This is a genomic window from Pseudomonas sp. MH10, assembly GCF_034353045.1.
GTDB lineage: Bacteria > Pseudomonadota > Gammaproteobacteria > Pseudomonadales > Pseudomonadaceae > Aquipseudomonas.
On sequence record NZ_CP133783.1, the window covers coordinates 3,089,038 to 3,107,854 of the forward strand.

Annotated in this window: 16 protein-coding genes; 6 read left to right on the forward strand and 10 right to left on the reverse strand. The window is 57.0% G+C overall.

The window, feature by feature from the left end; translation table 11 throughout:
• Positions 1-528: 528 nt before the first annotated feature.
• The 7 genes from RHM59_RS13830 to RHM59_RS13860 all read right to left on the reverse strand — a co-directional run bounded on the left by RHM59_RS13830 (position 529) and on the right by RHM59_RS13860 (position 8,987).
• Positions 529-1,245, reverse strand: coding sequence for an ABC transporter ATP-binding protein (locus RHM59_RS13830; RefSeq protein ID WP_322167412.1), 717 nt, complete (start codon positions 1,243-1,245; stop codon positions 529-531).
• Positions 1,242-2,117 (reverse strand): ABC transporter ATP-binding protein, encoded by an 876-nt coding sequence (locus tag RHM59_RS13835; RefSeq protein ID WP_322224386.1) that lies wholly within the window; start codon positions 2,115-2,117, stop codon positions 1,242-1,244. The genes RHM59_RS13830 and RHM59_RS13835 overlap by 4 nt, the downstream gene beginning before the upstream one ends.
• Positions 2,114-3,391 (reverse strand): high-affinity branched-chain amino acid ABC transporter permease LivM, encoded by a 1,278-nt coding sequence (livM, locus tag RHM59_RS13840; RefSeq protein WP_416194752.1) that lies wholly within the window; start codon positions 3,389-3,391, stop codon positions 2,114-2,116. Before livM ends, RHM59_RS13835 begins: the two co-directional genes overlap by 4 nt.
• Before the next feature lie 40 nt (positions 3,392-3,431).
• Complete coding sequence (locus RHM59_RS13845) at positions 3,432-4,346, reverse strand: ABC transporter permease subunit (protein WP_322167408.1); 915 nt, start codon at positions 4,344-4,346, stop codon at positions 3,432-3,434.
• Positions 4,347-4,522: 176 nt separating this feature from the next.
• Positions 4,523-5,677, reverse strand: a complete 1,155-nt coding sequence (locus RHM59_RS13850; RefSeq protein ID WP_322167407.1) for an ABC transporter substrate-binding protein — start codon at positions 5,675-5,677, stop codon at positions 4,523-4,525.
• 376 nt (positions 5,678-6,053) lie between these two features.
• Entirely contained in the window at positions 6,054-7,337 is a 1,284-nt protein-coding gene (locus RHM59_RS13855; RefSeq protein ID WP_322224388.1) for an FAD-binding oxidoreductase, read from the reverse strand.
• A 159-nt stretch (positions 7,338-7,496) separates the two neighbouring features.
• Positions 7,497-8,987, reverse strand: coding sequence for an aldehyde dehydrogenase family protein (locus tag RHM59_RS13860; protein WP_322224390.1), 1,491 nt, complete (start codon positions 8,985-8,987; stop codon positions 7,497-7,499).
• Positions 8,988-9,179: 192 nt separating this feature from the next.
• Here RHM59_RS13860 and RHM59_RS13865 point away from each other — a divergent pair, with 192 nt between their 5' ends.
• The 4 genes from RHM59_RS13865 (at position 9,180) to RHM59_RS13880 (ending at position 13,470) form a co-directional block, all read left to right on the forward strand.
• Positions 9,180-10,082: a LysR substrate-binding domain-containing protein gene (locus RHM59_RS13865; RefSeq protein WP_322167404.1), complete on the forward strand. Its 903-nt coding sequence runs from the start codon at positions 9,180-9,182 to the stop codon at positions 10,080-10,082.
• A 69-nt stretch (positions 10,083-10,151) separates the two neighbouring features.
• Complete coding sequence (gene pncB, locus RHM59_RS13870) at positions 10,152-11,411, forward strand: nicotinate phosphoribosyltransferase (RefSeq protein WP_322224392.1); 1,260 nt, start codon at positions 10,152-10,154, stop codon at positions 11,409-11,411.
• Positions 11,412-11,414: 3 nt separating this feature from the next.
• Positions 11,415-12,242, forward strand: a complete 828-nt coding sequence (gene nadE / locus RHM59_RS13875; protein ID WP_322167402.1) for an ammonia-dependent NAD(+) synthetase — start codon at positions 11,415-11,417, stop codon at positions 12,240-12,242.
• A 208-nt stretch (positions 12,243-12,450) separates the two neighbouring features.
• Positions 12,451-13,470, forward strand: a complete 1,020-nt coding sequence (locus tag RHM59_RS13880; RefSeq protein ID WP_322224394.1) for a 2-oxoadipate dioxygenase/decarboxylase family protein — start codon at positions 12,451-12,453, stop codon at positions 13,468-13,470.
• A gap of 89 nt (positions 13,471-13,559) precedes the next feature.
• Here RHM59_RS13880 and azu read toward each other — a convergent pair whose 3' ends face one another.
• Positions 13,560-14,006 carry an azurin gene (gene azu, locus RHM59_RS13885; RefSeq protein ID WP_322224396.1) on the reverse strand — a complete coding sequence of 149 codons (447 nt, stop codon included), beginning with the start codon at positions 14,004-14,006 and terminating at the stop codon, positions 13,560-13,562.
• Positions 14,007-14,368: 362 nt separating this feature from the next.
• On the opposite strand from azu, the gene RHM59_RS13890 reads away from it, so the two are divergent.
• Positions 14,369-14,956, forward strand: coding sequence for a TIGR00730 family Rossman fold protein (locus RHM59_RS13890; RefSeq protein ID WP_322167399.1), 588 nt, complete (start codon positions 14,369-14,371; stop codon positions 14,954-14,956).
• Between the two features lie 107 nt (positions 14,957-15,063).
• Positions 15,064-15,249, forward strand: coding sequence for a hypothetical protein (locus tag RHM59_RS13895; protein WP_322184233.1), 186 nt, complete (start codon positions 15,064-15,066; stop codon positions 15,247-15,249).
• 81 nt (positions 15,250-15,330) lie between these two features.
• On the opposite strand, the gene RHM59_RS13900 is transcribed toward RHM59_RS13895, so the two are convergent.
• Complete coding sequence (locus tag RHM59_RS13900; RefSeq protein ID WP_322224398.1) at positions 15,331-16,233, reverse strand: transglutaminase family protein; 903 nt, start codon at positions 16,231-16,233, stop codon at positions 15,331-15,333.
• Positions 16,233-18,719 carry a circularly permuted type 2 ATP-grasp protein gene (locus RHM59_RS13905; RefSeq protein ID WP_322224400.1) on the reverse strand — a complete coding sequence of 829 codons (2,487 nt, stop codon included), beginning with the start codon at positions 18,717-18,719 and terminating at the stop codon, positions 16,233-16,235. Before RHM59_RS13905 ends, RHM59_RS13900 begins: the two co-directional genes overlap by 1 nt.
• Positions 18,720-18,817 lie beyond the last annotated feature (98 nt).

The window sequence follows — 18,817 nt, forward strand, 5'->3', positions numbered from 1 at the left end:
GGGGCAACTGCAATCTGCCGTCAACCTGATACATCGCAGGCCGTGCAGTTTTTGTGGAAGTTTTTTACTTGACCCTGCCCGCCATACCTGACGGCGTTAAAAAGTAGTTTCCAGAGGGAAAACACAGTGAAGGCTCCATGCCAGTAACCACGGCCTCTAGAACAACCTTTCCAGTGCTTGTCCACCGACTTATCCACAGGTTGAGCCCACACAAAACCTGTATGAACAAACAGGTAGAAAATCATTGACAGACTGCTTGGGAGCTAGTGGAAAAACCGCTGATCAAAAAACAACCAACCTGCTGGAGGCCACGTATAACAAGGGCTACAGCCAGCTACTCCCATGTTACCCACAGCTACCTCCACAGCAATCTTGGACAAGTCAAAACCGTGACAAAACAACTATTTGCAGCGTCTTTATGCCGCGATTTAAGAGCTTGCTAAAAATGTTTTCCACAATTCAAAAAAAACGCGCCTTGGGCTAATTTCCCAAGGCGCGCTGTGGTTTTGCCGATGTAACCCGTCCTGATCAGTGACCGCCAAGGTAGGCGTTTCTAACCTCGTCATTGCTCAACAATTCTTGCCCGGTGCCGGTCAGACGAATCTCGCCGTTGACCATCACATACGCCCGATCCGAGAGCCGCAACGCGTGGTTGGCGTTCTGTTCAACGAGGAAGATGGTCATGCCTGACTTCGCCAGCTCGCGCAGGGTCGAGAAGATCTGTTTAACCACAATCGGAGCCAGACCCAGGGACGGCTCGTCGAGCAGCAACAGTTTTGGACGGCTCATCAGTGCGCGGGCAATGGCGAGCATTTGCTGTTCGCCGCCTGACATGGTCATGGCGCGCTGATTGCGGCGCTCTTTAAGGCGGGGAAACATCTCAAACATGCGCTGCATGTCTTGCGAAGCGAACTTGTCGCCGATGGGGATGGTGCCCATCAGCAGGTTTTCCTCGACGCTCATGTCCGGGAACACCCGCCGCCCTTCTGGCGACTGTGCGATGCCATGAGAGGCGATGTAGTGCGACGACTTTTGAGTGATGTCGACGCCTTGGTACATGATCTGCCCACTGGCGGCCCGTGGCTGGCCGAAAATCGACATCAGCAGCGTGGATTTGCCCGCGCCGTTGGAACCAATCAGGCTGACGGTCTCGCCTTCATCAATGTGCAACGACACTTTTTTCAAGGCCTGGATCGGCCCATAAAACACATCGATATTTTTCAATTCGAGGATGGGTACGCTCATACCAACTCCTCTTCATCAGCGCCCAAGTACGCCGCGATCACTTTCGGATCGTTGCGAATCTGTTCCGGCCCGCCAACGGCAATTACGTTGCCGTGGTCAAGCACGACGATATCGTCGGAAATGCCCATGACCATGCCCATGTCGTGCTCGATCAGCACGATGGTCATGTCATGTTCGTCGCGCAGCAGACGGATCATGCCGCTCAGCGCTTCGGTTTCTTGTGGGTTGAGGCCCGCAGCCGGTTCATCCAGGCAGATCACCTGAGGCCGGGTACACATGGCGCGGGCGATCTCCAAACGGCGTTGTTGACCGTAGGACAGTTCACCGGCCAGGCGGTTGGCGCAATCCACCAGGTCCACCACTTCCAGCCAATAGAAGGCGGTGCTCATGGCATCGTCTTCGGCTTGGCGATAGCTCTTGGTGTTGAGGATGCCGGCCAGCAGGTTGCGGTTGACCCACATGTGCTGGGCCACCAACAGGTTTTCAATGACCGACATTTCCTTGAACAAGCGAATGTTCTGGAACGTTCGGGCCAAACCTGAGCGGTTGACCAAGTGCGTGCCGCCGAACATTTTGTAGTACACGCGGCTGAGAAAGCTTTTCGGCGAAACAAAATCGACTGCTTTGAACGACTCGCCGAGTAGCTTGATGACGTCGGTACGGTCGCCTCGGGCATTGAGTTCGATCTTGCCGCCGGTGGCTTTGTAAAACCCGGTCAAACAGTTGAAAACGGTGGTCTTGCCTGCGCCGTTAGGACCGATCAGGGCGAAGATCGAGTTACGACGCACCTTGAGGCTGACATCGCTGAGGGCCTTGATGCCACCGAAGTGCATCATCAGGTTCTCGACCGAAAGAACGATTTCGTCGCTCATGGCGCAGTCCTCTTGTTGATCAATACGCCTTTACGCGGTGTTACCCCGGTACGGCTGATACGGATCAAACCCCGTGGACGCCAGATCATCATCAGCACCATCAGGATTCCGAACAGCAACACGCGGTATTCAGAGAAGCTGCGCAGCAGTTCCGGCGCGACCGTCAGTACGAAGGCCGCGATGACCACGCCGACGGTAGAGCCCATGCCGCCCAATACGACAATGGCTAGGATCAGCGCGGACTCGAAGAAGCTGAACGAGGTCGGGTTAACGAAGCCCTGATAGCTGGCGAAGAATACCCCGGCCAAACCGGCAGTCGATGCCCCGATAGTGAATGCCGAGAGCTTGACCAGCACGTGGTTCAGGCCCATGGAACGGCAGGCGATTTCGTCTTCGCGCAAGGCTTCCCACGCACGGCCAATCGGCATGCGGGTCAGACGGTGCTTGATGTACAGCACCGCCATCACGACCAGGAACAGCACAATGTAGATGAACAGGTATTTCAGGTTCGGATTGTAGTCAAAGTGAAAAAACTCGTGGATCGGAATGCCGCCGTCTTTAGCTTTGCGGCCAAATTCCAGGCCGAAAATCGTCGGTGAAGGCACCGGTACGCCATTTGGCCCACCGGTAAAACCGATCCAGTTGGTCAGTACCAAACGGATGATTTCACCAAAGCCCAAGGTCACGATGGCGAGGTAATCGCCGTGCATTCGTAAAACGGGGAACCCGAGAATACAGCCCGCTAACGCCGCAGCGATGGCCGCCAATGGCAATGCCGACCAAAAACCTAGCCCGAGGTATTGATACCCCAGTGCCAAGCCGTAGGCGCCGATCGCGTAGAACGCGACGTAACCCAGGTCGAGCAGGCCAGCCAGGCCGACCACGATGTTCAGGCCCAGGCCCAGCAACACGTAAATCATTCCGAGGATGACCACCGTGAGCAGGTACTTGTTGGCGAAGATCGGGAAGATGATGACCACCGCGATCACGATGGGCAGAATCCAATACAGCTTGGATTTGTGATCGGGCGGCAGTACATGCACGCCGGAACCACTGGTTTCAAAACTTTGAGAAACCGCAAGGCCCTTGGGCGTCTGCAGAAACAGGCTGATCAAAAAGCGTCCCAGCATAACCGCCGCTACCAGCCACGCCACGCGGGTGGGTTGCAGGTTGAAGCTGTAGCCGTCGAGCACGATGCCGACAATGGGACCAAACACGATCAGGGCCAGTAACCCGGCGACCACCGCGTCGATCAGGCTGCGTTTGATATCCATTGGTTTGACAGGAGGAGCAGAACTAGTTGAGGACATACGCTTATACCTTCGCCACGAGTGGGCGACCCAGCAGGCCTTGAGGACGGAAAATCAGGATCAATACCAATAGGCCGAAACTGAACACGTCTTTGTAATCGGAATTGATCAAACCGGAGAACTGCGACTCGGCAACCCCCAGGATCAAACCGCCCAGCATCGCACCCGGCAATGAACCAATCCCGCCCAGTACCGCTGCGGTGAAGGCTTTGATGCCAATGATGAAGCCGGCGTAGAAGTCGAACGTCCCGTAATTCATGGTGATCAACACGCCTGCCAACGCAGCCATAGCGGCACCGATGATGAACACGTAGGAAATTACCCGGTCGGTGTTGATACCGAGAATCGAGGCCATCTTGCGATCCTGTTGAGTCGCGCGGCACATCCTGCCCAGCCGGGTGTACTTGATGATGTACGTCAACACGGCCATACCAACGAAGGCGGCGATGAGGATGAAGATTTTGGTGTAGGTGATTTGCACGAAGCCGGTGCCGACGTTAAAGCGCCAAGCGCCTTCAAGCAAGGTAGGCACGCCCTGTTGCCGCGCGCCCTGAGCGATCTGTGCATAGTTTTGCAGGATCAGCGAAATACCGATGGCGCTGATCAGCGGCGCAAGACGAGTGGAGTTGCGCAGCGGCTTGTAAGCGACCCGCTCGATAACGAACCCATAAACGCCCGTGACCACGATGGTGAACACCAACGTGCCCAGAATCAGGAAGGGGAAGGATTCGACACCGAAGAAAGCAAGAACAGCAAGACCTATAGCGGCCAGATAAGAGGAGATCATGTACACGTCGCCATGGGCGAAGTTGATCATGCCAATGATGCCGTAAACCATCGTGTAGCCAATGGCGATCAACCCGTAGACCGACCCGAGGGTCAGACCGTTGACCATTTGTTGCAGGAAAATACCGTCCATCACGCACTCTCTCGAACTTGAGAGGCCACCCTGACACAACACCGACGCGCCCTCGTGAGGTGCTTCGGGCCGCAAGCATGTGGCTCAGAAGAAATCCGGGGCTGCAGGATTGCAGGGACCCACTTACAAGAAGGGCCTGGGCTTTTACAAGCGACAGGCCCGTCTATGCGTTTTACTTACTTCTGCTTATCAAGCTGGTGGTATTTGCCGTTTTTGTCCCACTGGTAAACCACGTAGTCGGAGACTTTCAAGTCGCCTTTGGCGTCCCAGTTTTTCTCGCCCATTACGGTTTTAACCGAGTGAGCTTTCAGCCATTTGGCAGCGTCTTCGCCTTTGTTCGACTTGGCGCCATTGAAGCCAGCAGCCAGTGCCTGAACCGAAGCGTAAGCGTACAGGGTGTAACCTTCAGGCTCGTAACCGGCTTTGCGGAATTGATCAACCACAGCCTTGCTGTCTGGCAGCATGCGTGGGTCAGCGCCGAAAGTCATGTACACGCCGTCAACGAATTGCGCGCCGCCAGCGGTGGTGACCAATTCGTCAGTCACGATGCCGTCATCCGACATGAACTTGACGTCTTTGAGGCCTTGTTCACGCAGTTGACGAACCAGTGGACCGGCTTCTGGGTGCAGGCCACCGAAGTAGACCACGTCAGCCCCAACCGAACGGATCTTGGTCACCAGGGCGCTGAAATCTTTCTCGCCACGGGTCAAGCCTTCTTCGAGAACCGGTTTAACACCACGCTTGGTCAACTGCATTGAAGTCGCGTCAGCCAGGCCTTTGCCGTAGGTGTCTTTGTCGTTGATGACGGCAACTTTCTTGCCTTTCAGGACGTCAACGATGTAATCACCGGCAACGATGCCTTGTTGGTCATCACGGCCGCACATACGGAACATTGCGCTGAAGTTGCGCTCAGTTACCATTGGGTTGGTTGAACCCGGAGTGATTGCGATCACGCCGGCGTCGTTATAGACCTCAGAAGCGGGAATGGTCGACGACGAGCAGAAGTGACCCACGACACCAGCAACTTTATCCTGGTCGACCAATTTGTTGGCGACCGCTACCGCTTGTTTCGGCTCGCAGGCGTCATCGCCTTGGACCAAAACAATTTTTTCCTTAATACCGTCGCCAATTTCAACGCCGCCCGCTGCGTTGATCGCATCGGCTGCAGCCTGAGCGCCCTTCATGTATTGAAGGCCAAACGAAGCGTTAGCACCTGTCATCGGACCGGCAACGCCAATTTTGAGATCCGCGGCCTGAACAAACGAAGAAACACCCAATGCAGTAGCAACTGCGAGTGCCAGAAAACCTTTTCTGTAAAACGTCTGTGACATGGTGATGGTGCTCCTGAGATTTTAGTTAGCACAGCAACTTCAGCGGAAGCTTTGATTCAGCTACAAGGTCAGAGCAAGTGGCGTGCCATAGGGTTTTTATTCTTTGAAAAGTCGTTATTTTGTTCAGCCACGACCTTTTGGGGCCCAATTCTCGGGGCGTGCAACCGTCTAAAACGCAGCAGGTGCAACCCTCCCGAAAAAAGAGCGCAACCCACGCAAATAATAATTGCAACCCGTGTAAATGACTGCGTGCAACCGGACTGTAACAGTATGCGTCACCGAACTGCACACCTACGGTGCGCGACCGCTACAGGATGCACCATCACAGGGTAGCGGGTGCGCGATAAAGCGCCGCAGGATGCGCGAAAAAATCGCCTTAAATCACGATCCGCAGGCACTGGCCCGCGTGATACAGCGAAAATCCCGCCTCGTAGAGCGCACTGCGTATTCCCACACCCGTCAATGGACTCATCGGAGCGAAGGGTACCGGTAGCGCTTTTGGATCGCCATGGCACAGGTAATCGGCGAACGCTTTGCCGACGACGGTTCCAGTGGTGTTGCCACGGCCGTTATAGCCCGTGACAGCAACCAGGCCCGGAGCAGGTTCAAACAAACGCAACAGGTGATCTGGCGTGAAGGCAATGGTGCCCGTCCAGGTGCATTCCCACTCAACCGGTTTCAGGTACGGGAAGTAATGCTGCTGAACCCGGTCGGCCCACGCTTTGAGAAACCAGGTTGGCTTTTGATTGCCGTTGCCCAGGCTCCCCAACAACAGACGGCCATCAGCGTCGCGGCGAATACTGCTGAGTACTTGGCGTGTGTCCCACGAACCTTGGCCACCGGGCAAAATCTGCTGCGCCGCGTCCTCTGTCAGTGGCGCCGAAGCGACCTGATAGTAATAACCGGGGAAGAAATTGCGCCGCAGCTCGGTCCATTCACCCTCAGTGTAAGCGTTGGACGCGATCACGACTTTTTCGGCGAGCACTGCACCGTGCTCGGTGATCACGCACCAGCGACCACCTTGGCGTTCGAGACGGGTGACCGGCGAGTGATCAAACACCTGACCACCGAGTCCGACCACCGCCTTGGCCAGCCCGCTGGTGTAAGCCATCGGGTTGAACGTTCCGGCTCTACGATCCAGCAGCGCGGTGGAAATTTTCTGGGTGCCGGTGGCGTCCTGGCACGCTTTGCCCGTCAGTAATTCCACTGGGGCGCCGCGGCGTTTCCATTGCTCTTCGCGGCTGCGCAGGTCGGCTCCGCCACGGGCGTTGTGCGCCATGTGAAGCGTGCCTTCACGGCGCAGTTGGCAATCGATGCCGTACTTGTCGATCAGGCTGAACACCAATGACGGCGCGGCACCCAGCATTTGATTCAGTTGGCTGCCGACTTCATTGCCGAAGCCCGCTTCGATGTCGTCGGGCGGTATCCACAACCCGGCGTTGACCAGCCCAACGTTGCGCCCGGATCCACCTTGACCGACGCGTTGGGCTTCCAGCACGGCGACGGTCTTTCCATGTTCCAACAGGTGGATCGCCGCTGACAAGCCGGTAATGCCTGCGCCAATCACGCACACATCAACCGTTACCTCTCCATTAAGCGCCTCAGCCTCAGGCCGTTGCGGTGTCAATTTTTCCCACAGACATTCTTCGCGTAACGGCATCGCAAAACCCCGGAAAGATACATAGTCTAAATAATGCGTTGCCGAAACCCAGTGGGAGCGAACGTGTTCGCGAAGCAGGCAACGTGGTCGTTCTGAAACACCGCGCTGCTCCCTTCGCGAACACGTTCGCTCCCACCGGGATTGACCAAATTGACCTTATCAGTCGAAGGTGATCCCTTGCGCCAGCGGCAATTCAAGCGAGTAGTTCACGGTCGCGGTTTGGCGACGCATGTAGCCGCGCCACGAATCAGAACCTGATTCACGGCCGCCGCCGGTTTCTTTCTCACCGCCGAACGCGCCGCCGATTTCAGCACCGCTTGGACCGATGTTGACGTTGGCGATCCCGCAATCACTGCCCAGCGCTGAAATGAACTGCTCAGCCTCACGCACGTCGGTGGTGAAAATGCACGACGACAGCCCCTGTGGCACGGCGTTGTTCAAACGCACGGCTTCGGCGAACGCTTCGTAACCGACCACGTACAGAATCGGGGCAAAGGTTTCGGTACACACCACGTCGCTTTGCTCAGGCATTTCGACGATGGAAGGGGTCACGTAGTACGCGTTCGGGAATTCCTCAGCCAACACGCGCTTGCCGCCGAAGACTCGACCGCCTTCGCTCAACGCCTGCTCTAGCGCGTCCTGCATGTTTTCGTAGGCACCTTTATCGATCAGCGGACCGACCAGATTACCTTCCAGCGGGTGACCGATACGCACTTTGGCGTAAGCGGTTTTCAAGCGGCTGACGATTTCAGCTTTGACCGATTCGTGAGCAATCAAGCGGCGCAAACTGGTGCAGCGTTGACCGGCCGTGCCGACGGCGCTGAACAGAATCGCGCGGACAGCCAGGTCGAGGTCGGCGCTTGGGCCGAGGATCATCGCGTTGTTGCCGCCCAGTTCAAGAATGCTGCGGGCAAAACGTGCGGCGATTTTCGGAGCCACTTCACGGCCCATGCGCGTGCTGCCGGTGGCGCTGATCAACGCGACACGCGGATCATCCACCAACGCTTCGCCCGCCTCACGGCCACCGATAACGACTTGGCTCAAGTAAGCCGGTGCGTCCGGGAAGTGTTTCAACACGCTTTCGAACAACGCCTGACACGCCAAGGCGGTCAGCGGGGTTTTTTCCGAAGGTTTCCAGATCACCGCATTGCCGCAAACCAGCGCCAGCGTAGTGTTCCAGGCCCAAACGGCGACGGGGAAGTTGAACGCGCTGATCACGCCAACGACGCCCAGCGGGTGCCAGGTTTCGCGCATGTGGTGGCCAGGACGCTCCGAAGCAATGGTCAAACCGTACAGCTGGCGCGACAGACCGACCGCGAAGTCGCAGATGTCGATCATTTCCTGTACTTCACCCAAACCTTCCTGAGTGATCTTGCCCGCTTCCCACGACACCAACTCGCCCAGCTCGGCTTTGTGCTTACGCAGCGCTTCACCGAACAAACGAATCAGCTCGCCACGGCGTGGAGCCGGCACTTTACGCCAGGCTTCGAAAGCGTTTTCGGCACGGGTCACGTGCTGTTCCACTTCCGCTCGCCCTTCCCAATGCACGCGAGCCACTTGGCTGCCGTCGACCGGTGTGTGCACGGCTTGGTTGCCATTCTGGTACAGCGAGGCATCGACACCGAGACGGTTGAGCAAGTCGGTAATCATGGTTTCTCCTGGTTTCTATAAATGAAAAAGCCGAAATAGGGGAGCACAAACAAAAGCGGCTAAAGCGTCAGCCTCTACTAATAGCTGGCCTGAGACGTAGGAACAAACGACCATTACGCGAGATATCATTCCGTTTATTCATGCTGCCCTTCGCGCGTGCCCTGGCAGCGTAGAAAAACCATAGGCCAGACCATGCTCAACAAACGTCATCTGCCGTCCATCACCGCGTTGCAATGCTTCGAAGCGGTGACCCGGCACCTGAGTTTTACCCGTGCCGCTGAAGAACTCCATCTGACCCAAAGCGCCGTCAGCAAGCAAGTCGCACAACTTGAAGACCTGGTGCAGCACCTGCTGTTTCGACGCGTGCGTCGCCGCTTGCAACTGACCCCGGCCGGCGCACTGTACCTGGGCGAAGTGCGCAAGATACTGATGCAGGTGGAAATGTCCACACACTACTTGCGCTCGTATGGCGGCGAAACCGAAGTCTTGCGGGTGTCTACCCCACCGACCTTCGGTGCTCGCTGGCTGGTACCTCGGCTCAAAGGCTGGCGGTTGCGCCATCCACATATTCACCTGGATCTGGTCAGCGAACAGGGCCCCGATGACTTGATTCAAGGCCGCTGCGACTTGGCGTTCTATTTTGGCCAAGGCGCGCGTCCCGGCGCTGAATCGATGAAACTGTTCAACGAAGAATTGATAGCAGTGTGCGCACCCGGTAGCTTGCCAGCCATCCCGTTCACTGATCCAACGCAATTGAGCGAATTGGTCCTGCTGCAAAGTGGCTCACGCCCACAAGCCTGGCATGAATGGTTCGACAGCCAGGGTTATCAAACCGAATACAGCTACCACGGCCCGCGCTTTGAAACTTTTTACATGTGCATTCGCGCAGCACAGGTTGGTTGCGGCGTCGCGTTGCTGCCGCGCTTTTTGGTTGAAGAAGAGCTGGCAGAAGGCAAACTGGTGATCCCGTGGCCCCACGCACTGCCGAGCCACGACGCCTATTACATGGCCTACCCGGAGCACACAGCTGAAGTGCCCAAGATCCGGGATTTTGTACGCTGGATGACTGAACAGTTGGATAACCCGGTAACTTAGGGGCGACAATGCGGACCCAGCCTCGGTTGCGACCCCAACCCCACCGGCAGCACTGGAGACCTAACAAAAATGAGTGAGAGCGCCTTCTCCGATCGTATCGTGCAGAACCTGCTCGACACCGACTTCTACAAGCTGACCATGATGCAAGCGGTGCTGCACAACTACCCAAACGTGGATGTGGAATGGGAGTTTCGCTGTCGCAATGGCGAGGATCTGCGGCCTTATCTGACTGAGATCCGCCATCAGATCGCCCTGCTGTGCGAGCTGTCCATGGGCCCGGAACAATTGGGTTTTCTTGAACGCATCAGCTTCATGAAGCCTGACTTTTTGCGTTTTCTGGGTCTGTTCCGCTTCAACATGCGCTATGTGCAGACCCACATCGAAGACGGCGAGTTGCGTATTCGCCTGCATGGCCCATGGCTGCACGTGATCATGTTCGAAGTGCCGCTGCTGGCGATTGTCAGCGAAGTGCGAAACCGTATTCGTCACCCCTGCACGATGCTGGTGCAAGCCCGCGATCATCTGTACCGCAAGTTCGACTGGCTATTGGCCAATGCCTCCAGCGATGAACTCGCCGGTTTGAAGGTGGCGGACTTCGGTACCCGCCGACGCTTCTCGTACCGCGTGCAGGAGGAAGTGGTTTCGGTGCTTAAACAGGACTTTCCCGGTCAGTTCGTCGGCACCAGCAACGTTGAGCTGGCACGAAAACTGGACCTGAAACCCTTGGGGACCATGGCCCATGAATGGATCATGGCCCATCAACAATTAGGGCCGCGACTGATCGACAGCCAAATTGTCGCGCTGGATTGTTGGGTCCGCGAATACCGGGGGCTGCTGGGCATCGCCCTGACCGACTGCATCACCACCGACGCTTTTCTGAACGATTTCGATCTGTACTTCGCCAAACTGTTCGATGGCCTGCGGCATGATTCCGGGGACCCGGTGGTGTGGGCTGAAAAATGCATAGCGCATTATCAGAATCTCGGCATTGAGCCAATGAGCAAGACGCTGGTGTTCTCCGACGGTTTGAATTTGCCTAAGGCGCTGGAGATATTTCGCGCGCTGCGAGGCCGTATCAACGTCAGTTTTGGCATCGGCACCAATTTGACTGCCGACATTCCGGGCATTGAGCCCATGAGTATTGTGCTTAAAATGACCGCTTGCGCCGGCCAAGCTGTGGCCAAGATTTCCGATGAACCTGGCAAGACGCAGTGCAAAGACCCGAACTTCGTCGCGTATTTGCGGCACGTGTTCAAAGTGCCGGTCAGCCCTGTCGCCGAGCTGCCGGCTTTAAATACTTCCGTTCCTACACCACTTGTTGAGGAGTGAACCATGCACGCCGTACAGCTCCAGATCGCTGAAGAGCTCAAGGTCCAACCCCCTTTCGCCGACCAGAATGCGCTTGAAGCCGAAGTCGCGCGGCGGGTCGCTTTTATCCAGCAGTGCTTGCACAACGCCAAGCTGAAAACCTTGGTACTGGGCATCAGTGGCGGCGTTGATTCACTGACGGCAGGTTTGCTCGCCCAACGTGCGGTGGAGCAACTGCGCCAAAGCACCGGGGACAAAAGCTATTGCTTCATCGCCGTGCGCCTGCCGTATCAAACCCAGTTGGATGAGCATGAAGCTCAAGCCAGTCTTGAGTGCATCAAGCCGGACGAATCGCACACGGTAAACATTGGTCCTTCGGTGCAAGCGCTGACGGCCCAAATCAAAGCGTTCGAAGGCCAGCATGCCAGCGCTGTGGATTTTGTGACCGGGAATACCAAGGCGCGGATGCGCATGGTCGCGCAATACGCGATTGCCGGTGCGCGCCAAGGGTTGGTGATCGGCACTGACCATGCGGCGGAAGCAGTCATGGGTTTCTTCACCAAGTTCGGCGACGGCGCATGCGATATCGCGCCCTTGAGTGGATTGGTCAAAAATCAGGTCCGGGCCATCGCTCGCAGCTTCGGCGCACCGCAGTCGCTGGTGGAAAAAGTGCCGACCGCCGACCTTGAAGACCTGGTGCCGGGCAAACCGGACGAAGCCTCCCATGGCGTCACCTATGCCGAGATCGATGCATTCCTGCACGGTGAGCCGGTGCGTGAAGAGGCGTTCACGATCATTCGTGATACCTACCGCAAGACTCAGCACAAGCGGGAATTGCCGTTCGCGCCTTGAATCGACCGATAAATCGATTCGCAGGCAAGCCTGCTCCCATGCGATTGCCGCAGATCCTGGGGGGCAGGCTTGCCTGCGAATGTCGCGCCGCGTTATCTAATGTTCAACGATAGAAAACGGAATGAACCTGCCGTTTTTTTTCGTTTGTGCCGCTCGGCCATCAACGCTTTCATAGGGGCCTACTTTCCATAGTCAGAGCCCGTTGCTTATGTCCTCCTTCGAAGGCCTGTTTTCCCTAGTCGCATCTGTTGTTGGCCAACCCGCTGCACAGTGGCTTGAAGCTCATGTAGAGGTGCCAGCCGGCTTGCATGACTTCAAGTGGAGCGACACGAAGCTGCACCGGGTTTGGCTAGCCGAAGCGCTGAACCTGTGCCTGCTTCACAAATTGGTGGAGGCGGTGCCTGCGGGTCGGGTGTATGTCGAAGAACAAGCCGAGCAACGGCGCAAAGTGGTGTTTGATCATGGCGCGATTCGGACGGTAGATTGGTTCGCCAACGGCGAATTGCCCCGTGGCCGTCTGGCCTTCACCCGGTTACTCGAACCCTTGGGCTTTACCGATGTGCGCACCTACCCGCTGACCAAACTGAACATGACCGGTTGGGGCTATCGTCAACAGGACCTGCCGGAGGACATTGCGCAGTTTTTCGTTTCCGAATTGCACCCTGGTCGTTTCAGCGAAGCCTTTCAGGCCGCTGCCGAACGCGTCGTCAGTTCGAGCCGTGATCCGCTGGACACCGAGCAACTGAGTATCCTCAAACGCCTGCAATTAACCCGTCATTGTTCGTTGAGTGAGGCGTACCGCTTGCTACCGGGTTTGTACGCAGCCTTCGGCCGTCAGCATGGCGTGGTGAGGCATGCGGACTATCAACAATTGCTCAGCGAAAGCGCGGAAATGGCCTGGATTGCCACCGAAGGCAATAGCTTCAATCACCTGACGGATCGGGTTGAGAATCTAGAAGCGGTGGTTGCTGAACAAGTGCGGCGGGATCGGCCGATGAAGGCCGCTATCGAAGTGTCTGCTTCGGGCCGGGTCATGCAGACCGCCTACAAAGCGTGCACAGTGAATCGGGCGATGGCGGATGCGAGCGGGAAATTACACGAGCATCAAGTGCCTGGCTCGTTCGTCGAATTCATTCAGCGCAAGCTCGATCCGGTGGATGACAAGCTCGACCTGAATTTCGACAGCAGCAACGCCCAAGGCATCTTTAAGATGACCGGGACCCGATAAAATTCACACCACGGTAGATACCGTCTTGTTGGCGAAGCGCTTAAACCTACATCGCCTCGCCAACAAGTTGGCTCCTACAGTGAGGTTAATTACATAACCGCAACCGTACCGTTCATCATGCTGTTGTGACCTGGGAACGAGCAAAAGAACACATACTTGGAACCCGCAGCCAGTTTCGACACGTCGAACGTGACCGAGTCTTTTTCGCCTGCAGCGATGATCTTAGTGTGAGCGATGATGCGGTCATCCCCAGTCTTCAAATAGTTATTGTCGATGCCTGCGCTCATGCCGGCGGCAGCAATATCGGCCATATCAGCTTCTTTGCTTAACACCCAGTTATGACCCATGACGTTTTTCGGCAAGCTGCCGGAGTGGGTCAAGTTCACAGTGAAGGTTTTGCAGCTTTTGTCGATGTTGATTTCTTTGGTGTCGTAGCTCATCTGGTCCGTTGAATCGACATTAACCTTGCACTCCGCCGCCAACAGGTGGCCACTGGCGAGTGTCAGCAGGGATACAGCGACAAGTTTACGAAACATGAGAATCTCCAAGGCAGGACTTAAGTTGTTGTTGAAGAAGAGGAACGTCTGCACAAAGACTGCCTGATTCCAGCTCAAGTTCCAATGACCTGCGTCAACGCAACGCAGGCCAGGCTTGCCGCTATCGAGATCATCGAGAGAATCAACCGGCCAGGCGCGAGGTGGCGCTCTAACATAGCGCCATCACTCAGGAGCCCACACATCATGCACCTCAACAGCTTCTTGTGCAGCTTGCTTGCCGCTTACGCCTGTGGCGCCAGTGGTACGTATGAACAACCTTACGAGCGCTTCCAGCGCGACTAGCCCTTGGACTGTCTTGGCCAAGTCTTTACTCTGTGGCATTGATGACCAAGGAGTAGGCGATGTCTTTGAAGTTCGTTTGTGTATTTTGCGGCGCCAGTGCTGGCACCCACCCGGCTTACCGCGAAGCGGCCGTGGCATTGGGGCGCACGTTGGCCGAACGTCAATTAACCCTGGTGTATGGCGGCGGGGCTGTCGGTCTGATGGGGATCGTTGCTGATGCTGCGCTGGCAGCCGGGGGTGAAGTGATCGGGGTGATTCCTGAAAGCCTGCGCAGCCTGGAAATCGGTCACAACGGCCTGACCCGCCTGGAAGTCGTCGACGGTATGCATGCCCGCAAAGCCCGCATGGCTGAACTGAGCGATGCGTTTATCGCCCTTCCCGGCGGCCTAGGCACGCTAGAAGAATTATTCGAAGTATGGACCTGGGGTCAGTTGGGTTATCACGGCAAACCGTTGGGACTAATGGACGTCAACGGTTTCTACAGCAAACTGGCTGGTTTTCTCGACCACGTGGTCAGCGAGGGGTTCGTGAGGGAAGAGCATCGCAACATGCTGCAACTCAGCGATTGCGCCGCCGAATTACTCGACACGCTGGACGCCTGGAAACCCCTTGTTGCTCCCAAGTGGGCAGGTCAAAAACCTACCTGATCGGACAGTCAAAGGCTGTTCATGGACCGTTGAGCGCACAACGCCGTGTGCGCGGTGCCGTTCTCAGGCAGAATGGCGGCATTTCCCGCCTATACAGAGGATCGCCCATGGCTAAACCTAACTATTCCTTCGCCAAACGTCAGAGAGATCTGGCAAAAGAGCAGAAGAAAGAGGAAAAGCTGCAAAAGAAAACAGCTGCCCTGACCGAAACCGGCGCAGAAGGCGAAACCGTTGAAGGCCAAGAGCCTGCCGACGACGCAGAGGCAACTGCAGAACCAACACCTACCAACTGATACCGATGGGCTTCGCCAATCGACGAAGCCCGTACGCCACGTCTGTCGCTCAAGCGGCAGACGACGGCAAGCCCCTCTGAATCAAATAGCCCCAGCGCTGATTGGCATGACCGTCACCTCAACTTCCGGGTCATGGCTGCCACCCCCCAGAATCACCCCACGCAACGGCGATACATCCGAGAAATCGCGGCCCCAGGCCAGGCTGATGTGCTCCAGTGTTGGCTGCACATTGTTGGTCGGATCAAAATCCACCCAGCCCAACAGCGGGCAAAACACCGAAACCCACGCGTGCGAAGCATCAGCCCCGATCAGTCGTGGCTGTCCAGGCGGTGGCTGAGTCAGTAAGTAGCCGCTGATATAGCGCGCGGCCAACCCACGCGAACGCAGGCATGCCAGCATCAGGTGAGCAAAGTCCTGACAAACGCCACGCCGATTTTCCAGCACTTCGACCAGTGGCGTCGCCACCTGAGTTGCCTCATCGTCGAATGTAAACTCGGTAAAAATCTTCTCCATCAATGCTTGCACGCACAGCAGCAGCGGTCGATGGGGAGAAAAGCAACTGTCAGAGTAGTCAACGAAGGTTTGTTTCAAATGCACGTACGGCGACTCAAAACGAAACCGACACGCTTCAAGAATTGCCGTCGAGAGCGGCTTACCGCTGTAGGTCAGAGCGCTGCTGGTGGCGTTCCAGCCCGCCGAAAGATTGAAATCCAGCGTTGGCCGCACCAGCACTTCAACCCGTAGCCGTGCGTTGACTTGCAACTCATCGTGGGGCCGCTCGAATGCCAGACGGGTCAGCGGATTACCGAACACGTCCAGCTCATCACGGCGACTGGTCGGTATCGGGCTGATCAGCAGTTCTTGTTGGGTGCATCGTTGCCACGCGCAAGGTCGCGGCCACAAATGCGCGAGCTGCTGCGCCAGGGACACAGGGCTGTCGTACTTGTAATGGGTGTCATGAGAAATCTGGTAATGCGCGCTCATCAGACAGACACCGTGCGCTGGCTGACATCATCAACATGAGCAAAATGGCGTAGGGCCAGACGATCAGAGACTTGTCCGCTGGTTTCACCAATGGATTGCAGCAAATCGGCCAAGCCATCGAGCACGGCGCGCACGCTGTTTTTTCCAAACAATGGGTTCTCCAAACTGCTGAGATCAAACGCCGCCAGGCGCTCTACCAATAATCCCAGCCGGGTATCACGCGGCACACCAAAATCTTCGTTCAGACGGTTCAACGAGCGCTTCACCAATTTCAGTTGGAACAACACCGCATGGGGGTTTTGCTCATCCAATAACAGTAAGTCCAGCACCGGAATCAACTGCGGCATCGCCAGATAACGCGAACGGTAGGTGATGCTGCTGTTGCCCAACTCCAGTAGCCATTCAAGGCCGGCCTGATCGTTCACCGCCCCATCACGCAGGAACGCCGCCAAACTGATGCTGAGAAACTGCAGACGCTCGATACGACGACCGATCATCAAAAAACGCCAGCCTTCGTCACGGGTCATGTCGTCCAGGGCGAACCCTGACAAGGCTGCCAGCGACATCACCAAGCGGTTAAGGAAGTCGAGGAGTTCGCCGAAGTCAGGGTCTTCGGTTTCCAGGCTCAGGGATTCGCGTTGCAGCTCCACCAGCGCCTGCCAATTTTCTCGTGACAGTTTGCCGCGCACTTGCGAGGCCGCCCACTGCAAACGTTGCAGGTTGGCGCGCAGGCTTTGCGACCAATCCTCGCCGAGCAGCGCGGCCAGCAACCGGTCGGGCAGCTCGCCTTCTTCGGGCAATAAACGCAGGACTTCTCCCAGTTCCACTGCCGCTTGCAACGCCATCGGATCATCGCCATCGACGTGACGGGTCAGCATGATTCGCAACAACCGCGCGCTGTTATCGCAGCGCTCGCAATAGCGACCAAACCAGAACAGGTTTTCCACCACCCGCGAAGGCAGGTAAGGATCACGTCGAATCAGGTCACGGACACCCAAGGCCCGCTGAGTTTTCCAAGGCTTGATGCCATCGGCACGCTCACCCAAGACCCAGGTGTCCTTGCTCGCGCCACCGCGCTGCATGGACACCACGTCGGCATCGGCTTGGGCCGCAACGCGGGTCAAGCCACCCGGCAGCACTTCATAGCCGTCAGCACTGGCGACGGCGTACACCCGCATGCCGATGGCTCGCGGTTGCAACTGGTCGCCATCGGGCTGCCAGACCGGCGCGTGGGACAACTGCGCCAGCTCTTGTGCGACGTAGGCATAGGGCCGGGCCTGCATCCGCGCGGCCAACGCTTGGCGCTGCTCAGCATTGAGATCACGACCGAACACCGGGGCAAAGCTTTGTGAAGGGAAAGCCGGTTTGATCAACAGGTCTGGAAGTTTTTCCAGTGCCTGGGCCAATACCGGCGGCTCGCCGCACCACCACGTTGCCACGGACGGTAAGATCAGCTGTTCGCCAAACAGGTGCTGACTGATTCTCGGCAAAAACCCTAGCAAACCCGGCGACTCAAGAACGCCGCTGCCCAAGGCATTGGCAACCATCACCCGGCCTTGGCGAACCGCTTCGAGCAAACCGGGAACACCCAGCGCCGAGTCGGTGCGCAACTCCAGCGGATCGCAGAAATCATCGTCAAGACGACGCATGATCGCGTGAACCCGGCGCAGGCCACTGAGGGTCTTGAGGTAAACCGTGGCGTCGCGAACGGTCAAGTCTCCGCCTTCAACCAGCGGATAACCCAGCTGTCGGGCCAGGTACAAGTGTTCGAAATAGCTTTCGTTGAATCGCCCAGGGGTCAACAGCACCACCAAAGGCGGTTCTTTGTCGCTGGGGGCCTGACGGACCAAGGTTTCCTGCAACGCACGGAAAAAGCCAGTCAGGTGCTGGACCTGCAAATCGCGGTACAGATCGGGAAAGGCCCGGGACACAATCTGCCGGTTTTCCAGCGAATAACCCGCGCCCGACGGCGCTTGCGTACGGTCGGCGGTTACCCACCAACGCCCGTCCGGGGTGCGCGCCAGGTCCACGGCGTACATGTGCAGGAACACGCCTTCGGGCGGTTTTACCCCCTGACACGGCCATAAATAATTGTTGTGACCAAACACCAGTTCGGCCGGCAGCAAACCGTCGGCGATCAACCGCTGCGGGCCGTACAAGTCTGCCAGCACGGCGTTGAGCAACCGCGCACGCTGAGCGATGCCTGCGGCGACCGAGGCCCACTCCTGCGCGGGGATCAAATGCGGCAGCAAATCCAGCTCCCAGGGCCGGTCTGCGCCCTTGGGGTCGGCATAAACGTTGTAGGTCACGCCGTTTTCGTGAATTTGACGAGACATCAGTGCCTGGCGCTGCATTAACTGCGCAGGCGTACTGCGTTGCAAATGCTCATACAGGTGGCGCCAATGCGGCCGAATGGCGCCGCTGGCGTCGAGCATTTCGTGATAAGTACCCGCAGTCAGCGGATAACGGTCAAGCAGGTCGGGCATGGAAGGCTCGGCAGACAGCAAAAGACGTCAAATTAGCGCAGAGACTATGACGCGCAGAGGAGTTGCGCCTCCGCGCGTCATTCCCCTGAAATGGGCTT